The 15,974-nt window shown below is 63.2% G+C and carries 16 protein-coding genes; 7 read left to right on the top strand and 9 right to left on the bottom strand.

From position 1 onward, the window contains the following. Nucleotides 1-106: 106 nt before the first annotated feature. Both VGN93_RS23985 and VGN93_RS23980 read right to left on the bottom strand, forming a co-directional pair. The gene (locus VGN93_RS23985; protein ID WP_327509507.1) at nt 107-862 is read right to left on the bottom strand and encodes an alpha/beta hydrolase; all 756 of its coding nucleotides are present in this window, start codon (nt 860-862) and stop codon (nt 107-109) included. 88 nt (nt 863-950) lie between these two features. Beyond that, nucleotides 951-1,970, bottom strand: coding sequence for a 1-aminocyclopropane-1-carboxylate deaminase (locus VGN93_RS23980; RefSeq protein ID WP_327509506.1), 1,020 nt, complete (start codon nt 1,968-1,970; stop codon nt 951-953). A 143-nt stretch (nt 1,971-2,113) separates the two neighbouring features. Between VGN93_RS23980 and VGN93_RS23975 the strand changes: the two genes are divergently transcribed. The 7 genes from VGN93_RS23975 (at nt 2,114) to VGN93_RS23945 (ending at nt 8,939) form a co-directional block, all read left to right on the top strand. Then, nucleotides 2,114-2,590, top strand: a complete 477-nt coding sequence (locus VGN93_RS23975; RefSeq protein WP_327509505.1) for an Lrp/AsnC family transcriptional regulator — start codon at nt 2,114-2,116, stop codon at nt 2,588-2,590. 69 nt (nt 2,591-2,659) lie between these two features. Further along, entirely contained in the window at nt 2,660-4,954 is a 2,295-nt protein-coding gene (locus tag VGN93_RS23970; RefSeq protein ID WP_327509504.1) for an FdhF/YdeP family oxidoreductase, read from the top strand. Then, the gene (locus VGN93_RS23965; protein WP_327509503.1) at nt 4,951-5,229 is read left to right on the top strand and encodes a hypothetical protein; all 279 of its coding nucleotides are present in this window, start codon (nt 4,951-4,953) and stop codon (nt 5,227-5,229) included. Before VGN93_RS23970 ends, VGN93_RS23965 begins: the two co-directional genes overlap by 4 nt. 201 nt (nt 5,230-5,430) lie before the next feature. Further along, complete coding sequence (locus tag VGN93_RS23960) at nt 5,431-6,432, top strand: LacI family DNA-binding transcriptional regulator (RefSeq protein ID WP_327509502.1); 1,002 nt, start codon at nt 5,431-5,433, stop codon at nt 6,430-6,432. A 110-nt stretch (nt 6,433-6,542) separates the two neighbouring features. Further along, complete coding sequence (locus VGN93_RS23955) at nt 6,543-7,577, top strand: sterol desaturase family protein (RefSeq protein ID WP_327509501.1); 1,035 nt, start codon at nt 6,543-6,545, stop codon at nt 7,575-7,577. Further along, on the top strand, nt 7,574-7,885 hold the full coding sequence (locus VGN93_RS23950; protein WP_327509500.1) for a MocE family 2Fe-2S type ferredoxin: 312 nt from the start codon (nt 7,574-7,576) through the stop codon (nt 7,883-7,885). The genes VGN93_RS23955 and VGN93_RS23950 overlap by 4 nt, the downstream gene beginning before the upstream one ends. Nucleotides 7,886-8,252: 367 nt before the next feature. Further along, nucleotides 8,253-8,939 (top strand): methyltransferase domain-containing protein, encoded by a 687-nt coding sequence (locus VGN93_RS23945; protein ID WP_327509499.1) that lies wholly within the window; start codon nt 8,253-8,255, stop codon nt 8,937-8,939. A 39-nt stretch (nt 8,940-8,978) separates the two neighbouring features. On the opposite strand, the gene VGN93_RS23940 is transcribed toward VGN93_RS23945, so the two are convergent. The 7 genes from VGN93_RS23940 to VGN93_RS23910 form a co-directional block, all read right to left on the bottom strand. Beyond that, complete coding sequence (locus VGN93_RS23940; RefSeq protein WP_327509498.1) at nt 8,979-10,148, bottom strand: nucleotide sugar dehydrogenase; 1,170 nt, start codon at nt 10,146-10,148, stop codon at nt 8,979-8,981. A gap of 33 nt (nt 10,149-10,181) precedes the next feature. Further along, nucleotides 10,182-10,655: a cupin domain-containing protein gene (locus VGN93_RS23935; protein ID WP_327509497.1), complete on the bottom strand. Its 474-nt coding sequence runs from the start codon at nt 10,653-10,655 to the stop codon at nt 10,182-10,184. Between the two features lie 101 nt (nt 10,656-10,756). Continuing rightward, nucleotides 10,757-11,884: a sugar-transfer associated ATP-grasp domain-containing protein gene (locus VGN93_RS23930; RefSeq protein WP_327509496.1), complete on the bottom strand. Its 1,128-nt coding sequence runs from the start codon at nt 11,882-11,884 to the stop codon at nt 10,757-10,759. Between the two features lie 44 nt (nt 11,885-11,928). Then, on the bottom strand, nt 11,929-13,209 hold the full coding sequence (locus VGN93_RS23925) for a type III PLP-dependent enzyme (protein WP_327509495.1): 1,281 nt from the start codon (nt 13,207-13,209) through the stop codon (nt 11,929-11,931). Further along, nucleotides 13,202-14,728: an AMP-binding protein gene (locus tag VGN93_RS23920; protein WP_327509494.1), complete on the bottom strand. Its 1,527-nt coding sequence runs from the start codon at nt 14,726-14,728 to the stop codon at nt 13,202-13,204. The genes VGN93_RS23925 and VGN93_RS23920 overlap by 8 nt, the downstream gene beginning before the upstream one ends. After that, nucleotides 14,725-14,988: an acyl carrier protein gene (locus VGN93_RS23915; RefSeq protein ID WP_319313211.1), complete on the bottom strand. Its 264-nt coding sequence runs from the start codon at nt 14,986-14,988 to the stop codon at nt 14,725-14,727. Before VGN93_RS23915 ends, VGN93_RS23920 begins: the two co-directional genes overlap by 4 nt. A gap of 31 nt (nt 14,989-15,019) precedes the next feature. After that, nucleotides 15,020-15,865 carry a hypothetical protein gene (locus VGN93_RS23910; RefSeq protein WP_327509493.1) on the bottom strand — a complete coding sequence of 282 codons (846 nt, stop codon included), beginning with the start codon at nt 15,863-15,865 and terminating at the stop codon, nt 15,020-15,022. Nucleotides 15,866-15,974: the final 109 nt, after the last annotated feature.

Raw genomic sequence — 15,974 nt, 5'->3', positions numbered from 1 at the left:
TTTATTACCGTCGGCTTCATTACAAAGCGCATTCCGCCGAAAGGCAATTGCCCTCCGGCGGAAAATCCCGTGTCGCCAATGGCATGGCACCGAATGTCTGGGTGCATCAATCCGAAAGCGTAGTCGCAGCCTTCTCGATCAGGTCGGCGACCGCTGCCGGCTGGGACATGAAGACGGCATGGCTCGCCTTCACCTCGACCGGCACGCTGCCGGCACGTTTTGCCATGTCGCGCATCAGGTCGGGGTTGATGGCGCGGTCATCGGTGGCGATCAGCGCCCAGCTCTTGCGGCTCTTCCAGGCCGGGGTGGTGATCTTGGTCTCGAATGCCGCCTTGGCGGGGTAGACCTGGGAATGGGCCATGAAGCGGGCCTCGTCCGCAGGGATGTCAGCCGCGAAATCGGCGGCGAAGGCGGCCGGGTCGAGGTAGAGATAGTCGTCCTTCGTCGCCATGATGCCCTTGGTCGCGGCCGGTGTTTTTGCGGCGAGGTCGAGCAGGGTTTCGCCCGCATCCGGCTGGAACGCCGCGACATAGACGAGGCCCGCGACATTGTCGGCGGTGCCCGCCTCGGTGACGATCATGCCGCCATAGCTGTGGCCGACGAGGACAGACGGGCCGTCCTGCTGGTCGAGGATACGCTTCGTCGCGGCGACGTCGTCTTCCAGCGAGGTCATCGGCGGTTGCACGACGGTGACCTTGAAGCCCTTGGCCGTCAGCTGGTCGAAAACCTTGCGCCAGCCCGAGCCATCGGCCAGCGCGCCATGCACGATCACGACGTTCCTGACGGGTTCCGCGAACGCCTGCCCCACAGGGCCGAGCGCAATGCTTGCCAGAGCGGCAAGCAAGATGGATGTCTTGCGCATTTCAAAAAGTCCTTTCCTTGGGTTGATGGGATCGTTGGCGGCAGTGTCAAGCGTTCGTCTTCAATGGGGTTTGTAGATCGGCCGGCGATCAGCCGTCCTTGTAGTAGTAGCTGTAGCCGTTCAGCGCCGGGGCGCCGCCGAGATGGGCGTAGAGCACGCGGGAGCCCTCGGGGAAGAAGCCTTTCTGCGCGAGGTCGATCATGCCCTGCATGGATTTGCCCTCGTAGACCGGGTCGGTGATCATCGCCTCGGTGCGGGCGGCAAGCCGGATCGCGGCATTGGTTTCTTCCGAGGGCACGCCATAGGCGGGGTAGGCATAGTCGGGATTGATGACGATCTCGTCCTCGCGGATCGCCCGGCCGAGGCCGACCAGTTCAGCCGTGGCATCGACGATGCCGCGCACCTGCGCGCGGGTCTGGTCGAGCGTGCCGGAGGCATCGATGCCGATCACCCGCTCAGCGCGATCCTGCGCGGCGAAGCCGACGATCATGCCGCCCTGGGTCGAGCCGGTGACGACGCAGACGACGATGTAGTCGAAGGTGAAGCCGAGTTCCTTCTCTTGCGCCGCGACTTCTTCGGCGAAACCGACATAGCCGAGCGCGCCATATTTGTGCACGGAGGCGCCAGCGGGGATCGGGTAGGGCTTGCCACCGGCATCCTTCACCGACTGGATCGCGTCCTCCCAGCTCTTGCGGATGCCGATGTCGAAACCGTCGTCGACCAGCCGGCTATCCGCCCCCATCAGCCGCGTCATCAGGATATTGCCGACGCGGTCGTAGACCGCATCGTAATGCGGCACCCATTTTTCCTGGATCACCACGCATTTCATGCCGATCTTCGCGGCGGTGGCGGCCACCACGCGCGTGTGGTTCGATTGCACGCCGCCGATCGAGACCAGCGTATCGGCCCCCGAGGCGATGGCGTCGGGCACGATATATTCGAGCTTCCTCAGCTTGTTGCCGCCCATGGCGAGGCCTGAATTGCAGTCGTCCCGCTTGGCATAGATCTCGACCTTGCCGCCGATTGCCGCCGACAGCCGCGGCAGATGCTCGATCGGCGTCGGGCCGAAGGTGAGCGGGTAGCGTTCGAATTTTTCGAGCAGTGACATCGATTGTCTCCTTCGACCGATTTTGCGAGAGGAAAGATGGCAGAAACAGCTTGAAAGGTGCTCTCTATTTTTGTGGCAATTTTTTCTTGGAACCGGTAGATTCTCGGATTAGCGATTGAATTCTTCGGATTTTGTGACAAAAAATGAAAGATTCTTCCACAGATGGATTTGACAGGATCGACCTGAAGATCCTGCGCGCCCTGCAATCCGAGGGCCGGCTTTCCAATGCCGATCTGGCCGAGCGCGTGAACGCGAGCCCCGCCACCTGCCACAGGCGCACGCAGAGGCTGTTCGAGGAGGGTTACATCACCGGTGTTCGAGCCGAAGTCGCGCCGGCCGCCGTCGGCCTCGGTGCGCTCGTCATGGTCGGCGTGGTGCTCGATCGCTCGACGCCGGAGAGTTTTGCCGCCTTCGAGGGCGCCGTGATGGCGATGAAGGAAGTGCTCGACTGCAATCTGGTTGCCGGCGACTTCGATTATCTCCTGAAAATCCGCGTGCGCGACATGGCGGATTTCAACAAGCTGCACGGCCAGAAGCTGATCGCGCTGCCCGGCGTGCGCCAGACGCGCACCTTCTTCGTCATGAAGGAGGTCAAGGAAAATGCACGCCTGCTGTTTTGATAGGAATTGGCTATCAAGCCATCGCGACAGTCGTCTTGATCCCGGGTACGGGGCCGATAAAACATGACTATGACAACGACTTTTATCGGCAAGAAATCCTCCGCAGCCGGCGGCTGGGGAGCGTTGAAGAGTTGCGGCAAAAGGCTGCTTGAGAGCGGCATGCCGATCTCCGGCGCGCGCACCCTGCTGAAGGCCAACCAGCCGGACGGTTTTGATTGCCCGGGCTGCGCCTGGGGCGATCCCGAACACGGCTCGTCCTTCGAATTCTGCGAAAACGGCGTTAAGGCCGTCGCCTGGGAGGCGACGGAAAAGCGCGTTACGCCCGCCTTCTTCGCCACCCATACCGTCTCGGAGCTGCGCCGGCTGACGGATTACGAACTGGAGCTCAACGGCCGCCTGACGCATCCGATGCGCTATGACGCAGCGAGCGATCGCTATCTGCCGATTGCCTGGGAAGATGCCTTTGCCGAAATCGGTGGCATCCTGAAGGGCCTCGACAATCCCGACCGCGCGGAATTCTACACATCCGGCCGCGCCAGCAACGAGGCGGCCTATCTCTACCAGCTCTTCGTGCGCGCCTACGGCACCAACAATTTCCCGGACTGCTCGAACATGTGCCACGAGGCGAGCGGCGTCGGGCTGCGCCAGGCGATCGGCGTCGGCAAGGGCACGGTGTTGCTGGAGGATTTCGAGGCGGCGGATGCGGTCTTCGTGATCGGCCAAAACCCCGGCACCAACCATCCGCGCATGCTGGGCGACCTGCGTCGCGCGGCCATGCGCGGCGCCCGCATCGTCGTCTTCAATCCCGTCCGCGAGCGCGGCCTGGAGCGTTTCTCCGATCCGCAGGACAAGATCGAGATGCTGCGCGGCGGCGCGACGGACATTGCCAGCCACTATTTCCAGCCGCAGCTCGGCGGCGACATGGCGGCCGTGCGCGGCATGGCGAAGGCGGTATTTGCGGCGGAAGACGCGGCGGTGGCCACAGGCCTTCCGAGCGTGCTCGACCACGCCTTCCTCGCCGAACATTGCACCGGTCTCGCCGACTATCGCGCCGCCGTCGAGGCGACGGGCTGGGCCGAGATCGAGGACCAGTCCGGCCTGACGCGCGCCGAGATCGAGCGGGCGGCCGAGGTCTATATCAAGGCCGAGCGCGTCATCTGCACCTGGGCGATGGGCGTCACGCAGCACCTGCATTCCGTCGCGACGATCCGCGAGATCACCAATTTCATGCTCCTGCGCGGCAATATCGGAAGGCCGGGCGCCGGCCTCTGCCCGGTGCGCGGCCATTCCAACGTGCAGGGCGACCGCACCGTGGGCATCAACGAGAAGCCCTCGCAAGCCTTCCTCGACGCGCTGGAAAAACATTTCGGCTTCGCCATGCCGCGCAAAAACGGGCACAACGTGCTCTCCGCGATCGGTGCCATGCTGGACGGCTCGGCCGAGGCCTTCATCGGCCTCGGCGGCAATTTCGCCCGCGCGACGCCGGATAGCGCGCTCGTCGAAAAGGCGCTTGGAAGCCTCAAGCTGACGGTGCATGTCGCGACCAAGCCGAACCATTCGCATCTGATGCCGGGCGAGGTCTCCTTCATCCTGCCCTGCCTCGGCCGCACCGAGATGGACCTCAATGCGGCGGGCAACTCGCAGCTCATCAGCGTCGAGGATTCGATGAGCATGGTGCATGGCTCGGCCGGCATCAACCGCCCCGCCTCACCGCATCTGAAGTCCGAAGTCGCCATCATCGCGGGCATTGCGCGCGCGACGGTGGGCGAGAGCACGATCGACTGGACGGCCCGCGCCGAGGACTACGACCGCATTCGCGACGATATCGAGGCGACCATTCCGGGCTTCGAGGATTTCAACAAGCGCCTGCGCAAGCCGCGCGGCTTCCACCTGCGCAACACGGCCGCCCACCGCGAATGGGATACGCCGGCGGCAAAGGCGACCTTCTTCTCCGGTCCGCTGCCGGAAGAGACCGTGCACCAGAAGGCGCGCAAGGGCGGCGGGCGCTTTGCGTTGCAGACCTTTCGCTCGCACGACCAGTACAACACGACGGTCTACGGCCTCGATGATCGTTATCGCGGCGTCTATGGTGAACGCCAGGTCATCTTCATCCACCCGGAAGACCTGAAGGCCATGGGCGCGCAGGCGGGCGACCGCATCGACGTCGTCGGCGCCTATGACGACGGGATCGCGCGCATCGCGCCCGATTTCCGCTTCGTGCCCTACGATATTCCGCGCGGCAGCATCGCCGGCTATTATCCGGAGCTCAACGTGCTGGTGCCGCTCGGCAGCGCCGGTGAGGAAAGCGACACGCCGACCTCCAAGTCGATCATGGTGACCTTCCGCAAACGCGAGGCGGCGTGACCGGCACGGTGTCGGATGTCGAGCGCTTCCTGGCGCTCGTCGCCCGGCTGCAAGCGGAGGACCCGCAACTGAGCGCGATCCAGGCGGGACTTCTCGCCGCCGCCTCGCTCGGCATCGCGCATGACAGCCGCACCTTCGCCCGCCATCTCGGCCTCGCCCATGCGCTGGTGCTGCGGGAATTGAATGCGCTCGCCGAACGCGGCGGCCGGCTCTCCATAGCGAAGCGCGACGCCCGCACGATGCGCACGCACTACGTCCTGTCCGGAAAATTCTGACGGCAGCGGGCCGGTTGACAAAAGCGGCGCTGCTGGTTTGTGTGACGCTTGCTCGTCATGACCGTCAGGATTTTCCATGAACCTCTCCGAATGTTGCAGCCATGACGCGACGATGCAAATCTGGTGCGCGTCGTCCGCGACCTTGAGGTGGCGCGCGCTGCGGGCGCCGGTTCATGCCGGCAGCTAGCGGGAGGTTTTAGCGTGAGCAAACCGCGCTACCGGGATATCGCCCGCCAGGCCGGGGTGGGGACCGCGACGGTGGAGCGGGTGCTCAACGGGCGAGGGGGCGTGCGGCCGGAACTGGTCGAGAAGGTGGTCGCCGCCGCGCGCAGCCTCAACTATCCGCGCACGCTTCCCGATGCGCACCGCGGCCTCCTGCGCATCGACGTGCTGATGGTGCGTCCCGAGACGAGCTTCTATCGCCGCCTTTCCAAGGCGTTCGAGCGGATCGCGGCGACGCTCGATCCGCTCGTGGTGGTGCATCGGCGATTTGCGGAGGAGATGAACCCGCAGGAGATCGCCCGGCACATCCTGTCCACGGACGTGCCGCGCGCGGGCCTCATCCTTGCGGTTCCAAACAGCCCGTTGATCCGGGCGGCGGTGGAAACGGTGGTCCGGCAGAGCGTGCCGGTCGTCCATGTCGTGACCCGCGCCTCCGAAGACAAGGTCGACTTCGTCGGCATCGACAATTATGCGGCCGGGCGCACGGCGGCGCATTTCATCTGTCGCATGGCGCGGGCGGAAGGCCCGGTCGTCGCGCTGTGCCATCCGATCTACCAGGTCCACGACGACCGCATCCGCGGCTTTTCCGATTATTTCCGCGACCATCCCGGCGCGATCAGTTTCGACTGGCTCGGCTTCACCCGCGACGAGGAACATTTTAGCGCGGAGACTTTGTCGATCGCGCTCGGCATGTTTCCCAACCTCGTCGGCCTCTACAATGCCGGTGGCGCCAACGCGGCCTTGATCGACGTGCTGCGGCGCCACGGCCGCGGCCGGGACATCCTGTTCGTCGGCCATGAGCTGACCGACTACACCCGGTCGGCCCTGCGCGACGGCATCATGGATGTGGTGCTCGACCAGGCGCCGGAGGCGCAGGCCCAGCGCGCGCTCGACCTCATCCTGCGTCGCATCGGCCTCACCGGGGTCGAGCCGGACCGCAACCCCATCCGCTTCATCACCATCACCGCCGAGAGCCTTTGATCTATTTTGATCAACGAAGTCTTCGGCGTTTGACCTGCCTCCTGTTATTTTGCGGTCGGGAGGAGATGCCACGCTTCTTCCATCGGAAAGGTCTGCCGGAGGAGGGCGTTATGGACGATTTAAAATACGGCATGCGCAACAAGCGGGGCGACTGGGCGCCGCATGAGCCGGTCGAGACCGCGCCGCTCTTTGCCTCTCCGCCGCGGCTGCTGGCGGTGCTGAAATGGCTGCCGCACTATTTCTTCCCGTGGAATGCGATCTTCGCGGCCTCCGCCGTCGCCTACCGGGCCTGGGTCATCCCGCCGGTGGAGACGATGGCGACGCTGGGCGCCGGCTGGATCGCCTGGCTCTACGCCGTCAACGCAATCTGCGTGGCACTCTTCTACGGCGCCTTCGAGGTTCACCTCTATGTGCTGAAGCGGCAGGAGAACCGCTTCAAGTACAACGGCAAATTCCCCGCGGGCCAGAAGAACAAGGCCTTCTGGTTCGAAAGCCAGAACCTCGACAATATCCTGCGCACCTTCCTGTCCGGCGTCACCATCTGGACCGCCATCGAGGTCGCCATGCTCTGGACCTATGCCAATGGTTATGCGCCCTGGCTGAGCTTCACCGAAAATCCGTGGACGCTTGCCCTCGTCGCCCTCGTGGTACCGATCATCCACGAGTTCCATTTCTTCTGCATCCACCGGCTCATCCACACGCCGTTCCTCTACAAATGGGTGCATTCGGTCCACCACAATTCGGTCAACCCGTCGCCCTGGTCCTCGTTGTCGATGCATCCTGTCGAGCATTTTCTCTATCTCGGCACGGCCTTCTACCATCTGATCCTGCCGTCCAACCCGATCCTCATGCTCTACCAGCTGCACTATGCCGGCTTCGGCGCGATCCCCGGCCATGTCGGCTTCGACAAGGTGGAGGTCGGCGAGCACAAGCTGGTCGATAGCCACGCCTATGCGCATTACCTGCACCACAAATATTTCGAGGTGAACTACGGCGACGCCCTGATCCCGCTCGATAAGTGGTTCGGCACCTGGCACGACGGCTCTCCGGACGGTGAGGCGCGCATGCAGGAACGCTACCGCCGGCGCAAGGAAAAGCTCGCCGCCCGCAAGGCCCGCGCGGACGTTCAGGGAGCAGCCGAATGACCTGGGTTTCCGCCTGCAAGCTCGACGATATCGAACAGGAAGGTGCCATTCGCTTCGACCATGGCGGCCGCACCTACGCGCTCTACCGCGGGCCGGACGACAGCGTCTACTGCACCGCCGGTCTCTGCACCCACGAGGCGATCCATCTGGCGGACGGGCTGGTGATGGATTTCCAGGTGGAATGTCCCAAGCATTCCGGCGCCTTCGACTACCGCACCGGCGAGGCGCTCAGGCTCCCCGCCTGCGAAAACCTGAAGATCTATCCCGTCGAGGTGGTCGACGGGGAAATCCGCGTGGCCCTGGGTTAGGGCCGCACACATCAACCGGGCTCGCCAGCTGTCCGGCTCTCTGCCGCCCATTACGCGACATCCACGAATTTTAACCATAGATTGTAACGGATGGTGTTAACTATGGCATCGCTCCCGCGCTTCCGATAAAGATTAACGAACGATTAGAAAGCGGAAAATTCTATGCTTTTCTTTTCTGATCTGGTACAGGGTGAATCCGGAAAAGATACATATTGGTTCTATTTTCGGATTACGGAAGTGTAATCTTTGGAGAGTTTTCATTATTCGGAGAATAGTGTAGATGTCCAAGGACATGTTCTAACTTGCATTTAAAAGGTGTATCGTTGTGTCCTATTTCAGCCGTAAGATAAGGGCTGCGTTTCCCTGGTTGCAGGATGCAAAGGCCGTCAAGGAATTGCTTCTGCAAAGTGATTCCCGCGTTTTTACCTGCGCCTGCTGCGGAAACAGCCAGAAATTCCGCCTGGCGGGTTATCCACCGCGCCTCAATGCGATGTGCCCGACCTGCGGCTCGCTTGAGCGCCACCGTCAGTTCACGCTTCTCCTGAACGATCGGCCTCATCTGACGAAGGGCAAGGCGATCCTGCATTTCGCGCCCGAGCCGACGCTCCGAAAGGGTATCGAGGCGGTGGCTGCGTCCTATATCGGTGCCGACCTCGACCCGAATCGCGGCGACCGGGAAATGAATATCGAAGCCATCGACCTGCCCGCTGACAGCATCGAGCTCGTGATCTGCAACCATGTCATGGAGCATGTCGACGACGTCAAGGCGCTCGCCGAACTCCATCGGGTCCTGGTGACGGGCGGCGTGGCGCTGCTGACGGTCCCGCTCGTCGAGGGCTGGCCGACCACCTATGAAAACCCGGAGATCACCGAGCCTGCGGAACGGCTCCTCCACTTCGGGCAGTCGGATCACGTGCGCTACTACGGCCGCGACTTCCGGGACCGCGTGATCGCGGCCGGCTTCGACCTCGAGGAATTCGTCGCCGAGGAGCCCTATGTCGGCCAGTATGGCCTGTTGCCCGGTGAGACGATCTTCATCGCAACCAAGCGATAAAGCCCTTCGGCACACCTTGGCCGGCGGAGACGCTGCCGGTCAGTCAGCCCCGAAAATATCGCGCGTGTAGATCTTGCCGCGCACGTCGTCGAGATCATCCGAGACGCGATTGGCGATGATGAGATCGGCGCGGCGCTTGAACTCCGCGAGATCGCGCACGATTTCCGAGCGGAAGAACGTCTCTCCTTCGTAATCCGGCTCATAGATGATGACCGGAATGCCCTTCGCCTTTATGCGCTTCATGATGCCCTGGATGGAGGATTCCCGGAAATTGTCCGAATCCTTCTTCATGGCGAGGCGGTAGACCCCCACCACATCCGGATTGCGCGCGGCGATATCGCTGGCCAGGAAATCCTTGCGCGTCGTGTTGGCATCGACGATCGCCCGAATGAGGTTTTGCGGCACTTCGCTGAAATTGGCGAGAAGCTGCTTGGTATCCTTCGGCAGGCAATAGCCGCCATAGCCGAAGGAGGGATTGTTGTAATGTTTGCCGATGCGCGGATCGAGCCCGACGCCCTCGATGATCTGGCGCGTATCGATGCCATGGGTGATGGCGTAGGAATCGAGTTCGTTGAAATAGGCGACGCGCATGGCGAGATAGGTATTGGCGAAGAGCTTGATGGCCTCCGCCTCGCCCGAGCCGGTGGCGAGCACCGCAATATCGGTCTTCACCGCCCCTTGCCGAAGCAGGTCCGCGAAGCGATGGGCCTCCGGCGTATCCGCCCCGATGATGATGCGCGAGGGATGCAGGTTGTCGTAAAGCGCCTTGCCTTCGCGCAGGAATTCCGGGGAGAAGACGATGCGGTCGTCGCCGCGCGCGTCGCGCAGCGACTGGGTATAACCGACCGGCACGGTCGACTTGATGATGATGGTGGCATTCCGGTTGACGCGCCGCACGTCGTCGATCACGGCTTCGATGCTGCGCGTGTCGAAATAGTTGCTTTCCGGATCATAGTTGGTGGGGGTCGCCACCACGACGAATTCGGCGTCGGTGAAAGCCTCGGCCTTGTCCACCGTCGCCTTCAGCCGCAACGGCTTGCTGCCGAGATAGTGCTCGATTTCCGTATCGACGATCGGCGATTGGCGCGCATTCACCCGGGCGACCCGCTGTTCGCTGATATCGTAGGCGATGACGTCGTTATGCTGCGCGAGAAGCACGGCGTTGGAAAGGCCGACATAACCGATGCCGGCGACCGTAATATTGACCATGCAAACCTCTGATGGGGGCGTTCGGTGAACGCCCTATCGCCTGAATTTATCGCGCAGCTTCAACGCCATGTTGACGGCGCCGGGGAACTCGCGGCGGCCGAAGGCGATCTTGCGCACATACTCGTCGATATGCCAGATCGCCGACGAACCCGCCGGGAAATAGGCGATGTCGCCCACCTTCAAGAGGCGCTCCGCGCCGTCCTCGCCCGTGACCCGAACCTCGCCTTCCAGGATGACGACCGTTTCGTCCCAGCCGAAATGCCAATGGAACGTGCCGGCCGTGCAATCCCATATCGCCGTCGTCGCCTGGTCGTCGGCCGAGCGCGAATGCAGGGAGCGGCGCGCTTCCGGCTTGCCCGCGATGATCCACGAGGGCTCGATCGGGCAGGGCTCCATTTCGAGATCGTCGGTCGCGGTCGCGACGATAGCCTTCGGGACTGCCGGTTCGGCAAAACGCGAACGCACGGCCGAACCGACCATCGTGGCCAATATCAATTTCAATACCATGTCTCGCCCCCCGGCATGCTGTTCAAACGTCCCCAAATTCTCCCGCAAGCATTTAAAGAATATCTGAATCCCGTGCTATAGATTTTCCGTGCGTAAGCGAATTACTGCAAGGCTTCGAGAATGCGTTCCTTCCTGGCCGGATGCCGGTCGAGATAGGACCGGCCGAGCGCCTTGTCGACATATCCCCCAGCAAGTTCCTGCAGGACATCGATGCCGTAGTCGGAATTGGCTTCAACGACGAGGGGACCTGCTGGCGTTATGGCGATGTCCCAGCCGAGGGAGCGGAAGGGCGCGACCGTCTCGGCGGCGCGGCTTGCTGTCTCGCGTAGCGCCTGCCAGAACGGCATTGTGAAGGTCGATGGCTCGATGCCAAACACCGTGCGGAGATCATGGTATTTGCCGCCGAAACGCGCCTCGGTCTTGGCGCCAGTCAAGAAGTAGCCGGTCTCCAGGTCGATGGCGATCATGTAACCGCCCGTGCTGGAATTGTCTGTGATGCTACCGGGGGAGCCAACTTTTAGGGCGGCGGCGTTGAAATGCACTGCGCCTGCTTCATCGATGAAGGTGTCGATGCGGACCGTATTGACAGAGGTCGGGTTGAACCGCGCGACGTCCGGATGCTGTGAGATGGTCTCTTGAACGATAAAATCCGTCCAGTAGAAGCCGTTGTTCGTGGTGAATATCAACGTGTCGAAGTCCGCCTCATCGAGCGCCTGTCCCTTGTAGTAGAGCACGCCATCCGTCGCGCGGAGCTTGAAGACGGCGCTGCCGGAGCCGCCCGAGAGCGGCTTGATGATGATGCCGTCAGGTAGCTCCAGCGCTTCGATCGTTGCGACGAAATCTGCGTAGGCGACCCGCTTGCCAGCCATGTCGCTGATGGCTTGGCGTTGCAGCTGGAACAGGGTGTTGGTGGTTTTGAGGCCCGCCGCGCGGATCCGCTCCTCGAACAGTAGTTTGTCATCGACAAGCGCGAGATCGGCCGTCGAATTCACGCGGTCGCGCGTGACATGCAAAAGTTCCGTCGGAAGATAGCGGTAAATCTCCTTGCCATATTTCTTCAGATAGAGGCTGTGCTTCAGGTACTGGTACGGGAGGTAGCCGTAGAGCTTGTGCAGGCGATAGATCTCAAAGACCTGCCGCGGCAGGGGCTTCTTGTCACGAGCCCCCAGATACACCCGGAAATCTTCCGTGAGCATCCTTTTGAACCGCCGATAATTCTTCACTATCACGTTGCTTCTCCTGACGGTTCCGCGTGACGCCCTCCTCGCGGGTGTTACCGGCCGATTGCTTCGATGCGCCCATTTTCCACAAGGGCTTCTGCCGGATGCGGATGGGAGAGGAAATTGATCGGGCTCGCCGTCAGCCCGTAGGCACCCGATTGCAGCACGGCCACGAGGTCGCCGGCCTTGAGGTCGGGCAGTCCCGCATCGCGGGCAAGCGTGTCGAGCGGCGTGCAGAGCGGGCCGACGAGCGTTGCCGGCGCGTCGGACGGCGCCGTCATGCGGGCTGGCGCGACCACCGGATAGTTGCGCTTGATGACCTGGCCGAGATTGCCGGAGGCGGCCAGATGGTGGTTCATGCCGCCCTCCATGACGAGGAAACGCACGCCGCGGGACTGCTTGACCGCATTGATCTCGCTGACATAGAGGCCGGCCTCGCCGACCAGGAAACGGCCCGGCTCGACGATGGCGCGTGCCCCCGCGATCAGCGGCTCCGACTTGAGGAGCGCCGTCAGTTCCGGCACGGCAGCGGCCACGGCGTCGAGGTCGAGCGGCTTGTCGCCGGCATAATAGGGAATGCCGAGGCCGCCGCCGAGATCGATCGTCTTCAGCGGCTTGCCGGTCGTGCGCGCCACCCGGGTGGCGAGCGCAATCGCGTGGCGCCACTGGCCGAGCAGGGCTTCCGCATCGAGGATCTGCGTGCCGCCATAGACGTGGATGCCGACAAGCTCGATATTGTCGGCGGAAGCGACGGCGGCGATCGCCGCGTCGAGATCTTCTTCGTCAAAGCCGAAAGCCGTCGCCTTGCCGCCCATGCGCATGGCGCCGGCCTGGACGGTGGGGACGGGATTGATGCGAATGGAGGCCTGCACCGGCTTGCCGATCGAGCGCAGCCGCTCGATTTCGTCGACGCCCTCGATATGAATCTCGCCGATACCGCCTTCGATCACCGCTTCCAGCTCCGCGCGGCGCTTTCCGGGGCCGGCGAAGAGGATATGCTCGGGTGCTGCACCGGCGGCAATCGCCGCGCGATATTCGCCGAGCGAGGCGATCTCGATGCCGGCGCCTTCTTCGAGGAAGAGCCGGATGACGGCCACGGCCGGGTTTGCCTTCGCTGAATAATAGATGGAGGCGAAGCCCTTGAGCGCGTCGGCAAGCCGGCGATAGGCGCGGCGCATCGACTGCCCATCATAGAGATAGGCCGGCGAGCCGACCTCCGCGATGATCGTGCGGACGGGCAGGCCGCCGAGAACGAGGTCGTCGCCCTCGATTTCGAAGAGGTTTTTCGCGAGCGCGTAGCCGTGGTTTGCCGGCTTCTGGACGTTGTCAGCCATTGTCTGTCCGCTCCCTGACGAGCTGTCGGTAATCGACCTTGCCGTTCGGCGTGATCGGCAGGTTTTCGACGAGTTCGAGATCGCGCGGCACCATATAGGCAGCCAGCGCGCCGGCGACCGCCTGCAACACCGGCGCGACCGCGGTATCGGGCTCGAGCGCAACGGCCACGGCATGGACCTTCTGCCCGGCGAAATCGTCCGGCAGACCGATGACGGCGACCTGGCGGAACCGGCCGGTGGCCATGATGACCTCTTCGACTTCCGAGGGGCTGATGCGGTAGCCGGAGGACTTGATCATCGCGTCGTTGCGGCCGATGAACGAGAAGAAGCCGTCCTCGTCCTCGACGGCGAGATCGCCGGAATAGCAGACGATGTCGCCGCCCTGGTCCTTGGTGCGGAAGGGGTTCTGCTTGAGCACGCGGGCGGTGTCTTCCGGGCGGTTCCAGTAGCCGAGCGACACGGTCGGGCCGCGATGCACGAGGATGCCGGGCTCGCCGGGTTTGGCCCGCGTTCCGTCCTCCTTCACGATGAAGATCTCGCATTCCGGAATGGCTTTGCCGATGGAAGTCGGCCGCCGGTCGAGTTCCTCCGGGGGGAGGTAGGTGGAGCGGAAGGCCTCCGTCAGGCCGTACATCAGGAAGACGTTGGTGTGCGGCAGCATCCGGCGCAGGTTCGCCACCGTCTGCGAGGGCACGGCGCCGCCGGAATTGGTGATGTAGCGCAGCTGCGTCAGCTCGGTCTTGGCGAGCAGCGGCGATGCCTTGGTCAGGATCGCCCAGATCGTCGGCACGCCGGCAAGCGCTGTGATGCGGTGGTCGCGCAGCGCGCGCACGATGTCGTCGCCGAAACGGAAGCTCAGGATGACCGTCAGCGCGCCCTGCTCGACCGATGTCAGGAGCTGGTTCAGGCCGTAGTCGAAGCTGAGCGGCAGGACGGAGAGGATACGCTCGTCCGGCGTGATGCCGAGATAGGTGCGCACGATGCGGGCACCGGCAAGAAGGTTGCGGTGCGAAAGCATCACGCCCTTCGGGCGGCCGGTGGAGCCGGACGTGTAGAGGATCGCCGCGAGGTCTTCGCCTATATTGATGTCCCGCGGGCTGCCGGCGGCGTCCGCCTCCGCCATGTCCTCGACGAGGAGGATGCGGGCTTCCGCGACGCCTTGCAGGCATTCTGCGACCATGGGCGCAAGCGTGCGGTTCGTTATCACGATCCGGGCGGCGCAGTCGGCGACGATATGGCTGATCTGCTGGCCGCGTAGCAGCGCGTTGATCGGCACGAAGACGCCCATCGCCCGGCTGACGGCGAAAATCGCGACGCATTCCTCGATGCCGCGCGGCAGGAAGATCGCGGCGCGGTCGCCGCGCTCCAAGCCCGCTTTGGCGAGTGCGGCGGCGAAGCGCTCGACGCTGTCATGCATGCCGCGGTAGTCGAGCTGCCGGTCGCCGTCGACCAGCGCCGGCCTGTCGCTTCCCGCATGCTGTGCGAGCAGGTGATGGAGAAGGACGGCTGTTTTGCTCACATCCGGGCCCGCGAAACGAAGTTGACGAGGCTGGCGGGCGTCGCCAGTTCCTGGAAATCGAAATTGTCGTCTTCCATGGAGAGGTTGAAACGCTCGCCCAGGAACATGATCAGTTCGAGGAAGCCGAGCGAGTCGATCGCGCCGTCGAGCAGCGCCGTGTCCGGCGCCACCGGGGCGAGCGCCGGGAACCGCTTATCGAGATAGCCGTAGATTTCGGCCTCGATATCCGGGGTGGAGGCGGCAGTCGCATTGTGCAGCATGGCTTTTCCTCTTCGTGAAGACCGGTCGCGGCTAGACTTTCAGGAGCACGCGTTCGGAGTAGAGTTCGTTGATGCTCCCGTCGTCCCATTCGCCCTTCACCTGGTAGCGAAGCCCGCTCTGCCAGCGGTAGGCAAAGGGAACGCGCCGACCTGTCGGCATTTGCAGGCAGAGCAAGGGTACGCCGTGCCGGATGAGCAGGCGCGCCAGGATCGCCAGGTTATCGGCAACGAGATCGGCGCTTTCCGCATAGACAACGCGCGCGATCGGAATGTGCTTCTTGCGAATGACGTCGAAGACGACGGGATGGTAACGCCCGCCGGCCTCGATCACCGTCACGATGCAGCCCAGCGCCTGGTGGTTCTGGAGGTCCCGCAACAGGCTTCCGGCGATGGCACCCGGCGGCATCGCATCCAGCGCCATGAGCCTGCCTTGCCTGCGGCCGGCAATCGCCAGCCAGGGAAGCGGAAACAGCAGGAGATCGTAGTCGAAGGTGCGGAAACCGAGACGGTTGTTCAGTTCCACCGCGGCCTTGGAAGGGGTGAGGTCGGTGTAGACGGCGCTGTTATCCGCCATGGCGGCGAGCAGCATGCGTGGCGCAAACCAGCGGTGGCTTTCCTCGACATACCAGCTCGAGAGGTTGACGATCTTCTGACCGGTCTCGCCGTCGCGCCGGGCGATTGTCAGGAGGATGCCGATGGGCGTTTCGTCCGCCATGAGCAGGTTGCCGATCGAGCCCGCGCCGGTCTCGCTGCCGTGGTCGAAAAGGCGCTTCAACCCATGCTGCCAGAAGGCGAGCGAGCGCGACGGAAACCCCTTCGTGAGGAGTTCCGAGGCGGCGTCCAGTCCATCCTGGCCTATGGCGCGAAGCTTGAGCATATCCTGCGTTGCAATCCCGTTCTTTGGGCCAAGTCTCTAGGCCGGACTCCTTCAGAAAGCCTAAACAGGGGCCTGCACACCGGGCATGGAGGGCGTCTGATGCCAAACA

Origin of the sequence: Shinella sp. (assembly GCF_035998705.1) — a bacterium.
Lineage (GTDB): Bacteria > Pseudomonadota > Alphaproteobacteria > Rhizobiales > Rhizobiaceae > Shinella.
The sequence above is the reverse complement of the archived record's forward strand: the minus strand, read 5'-3'. Positions and strand labels throughout refer to the sequence as shown.